General features: G+C 63.4%; 2 protein-coding genes. Both read right to left on the minus strand.

Annotated elements, in window-relative coordinates:
• Nucleotides 1-691: WD40/YVTN/BNR-like repeat-containing protein (locus tag MKD50_RS30330; protein WP_252669756.1), on the minus strand; the 691-nt coding region annotated here is incomplete at its 3' end.
• A 308-nt stretch (nucleotides 692-999) separates the two neighbouring features.
• Nucleotides 1,000-1,395, minus strand: a 396-nt coding sequence (locus tag MKD50_RS30335; protein ID WP_252669757.1) for a hypothetical protein, incomplete at its 5' end; no start/stop codon positions are given.

Below are 1,395 nucleotides of genomic sequence, written 5' to 3' on the forward strand. Positions count from 1 at the left end.
GCCAGGTCGCGCCGCCGTCCCGGCTCTCGAAGATTTGCGTGCCGACCGAGAGGAAAATCACGTTGCCTTCGTCGGGAGAGGCTGCCAGTGAACATAAGCCTGCCGGCTCTGCACCACCACCAATGAAGGTGGCCGCATTGTCGGTGGAGCGCAGGTGCCCCTCGTCACCGCAGATGTCGACAACACCGTGGTGGACGATGACGCTCCACACTCGCATGCCCCCATAGGCTGGCGTGGGATCAATGTAGCGCCACGTGACGCCAGCATCGGTGCTGGTCGCCAGACCGCAGCTTGTGCCCACGTAAATCGTGTTCGCATTCGCGGGGTCAAACGCAATACCGAAAGCCTCGGGCTCCGTCCTGTCCACTGCGAATCGGCAATCACTCGCACTGGGGCGCGCGGTGGGAGGAACTGTCCACGTGGTGCCGCCGTCCCGACTGACGCTGATCCCGGAGTCCGGGGTCGTCTTGCCGTCGAACCGCGAGGTAGCAACGAGGATCGTGGGATTATTCGGACTGAACTTCACATCCCAGACTGCCTGCGCGCGGTGCCCGGGAACATATACCCAGTTGCGCCCGCCGTCGGTCGTTCGATACAGGCCGCCCCATTCGCTGGCCGCAAAGTAGATCTGGTTGTTGGTGGGATGCGCGCCAAGTTTGTTGACGCGCCCCCCCGCTAGCACTGTTTGCATCGGACGTGTGGCGGTCCGAATTGAGTGGGCTGATGTTGTCGATCCGCCAATTGACCTGCGCTTGGGCCACAGGGGAGCCCTGCGATCAATGCAACGCCGAAGGCGGCAATCGCCCTCCGCACACGCTGCCTGAATGGGCTACACCGCACATGTCTTCTTTGTTGTTCGCTCCCCTGCAAGGCGGCAGCAGACTGACCTTCACGCATGATCGCCTCCCCCATTTACGTTGCGATTTTTACCGCGGATTGCTTGACCGCAGGGCGCCTGGTGACAGACGCGAACCCCTTTATGTCTTCGACAAGCCGCCCTTACCTCGGCTGCACGAAATCGGCAGGGCAGACCGGTACTCGGCATACGTTCTCCGCCGCCGTCATGGTTTCGGCATCGCGCTCGTGCACGACGCGCACGCCATAGGTAAGCCCAGGTTGCATGCCTTCGATCACCACGGTGCGCTGAGGGTGCTCCCGCGCGCTTTCGACCCCCTGGGCGACCACGCGCATCTGCTCAAGCCCTCCAGTGCGAGCGTCGCGCTGGAGGGCTTCCTGGAGATCCGCGGGCAAAGTTGCCTGCGCCGAAGGCAGGACGAGCACCTGCCGCAGGCGCTGTGGAGTCAGCGCCGGATCACGGGGCACGATGCGGTTCGCCTGCACCTTGTGGAAGACAGCAGGGTTCACGAGATGTCGTAGGCGCTCCACGTCGAGGCC

It is taken from the genome of Cupriavidus mimosae, from assembly GCF_023952485.1.
In the GTDB taxonomy this organism is placed as follows: domain Bacteria; phylum Pseudomonadota; class Gammaproteobacteria; order Burkholderiales; family Burkholderiaceae; genus Cupriavidus; species Cupriavidus taiwanensis_C.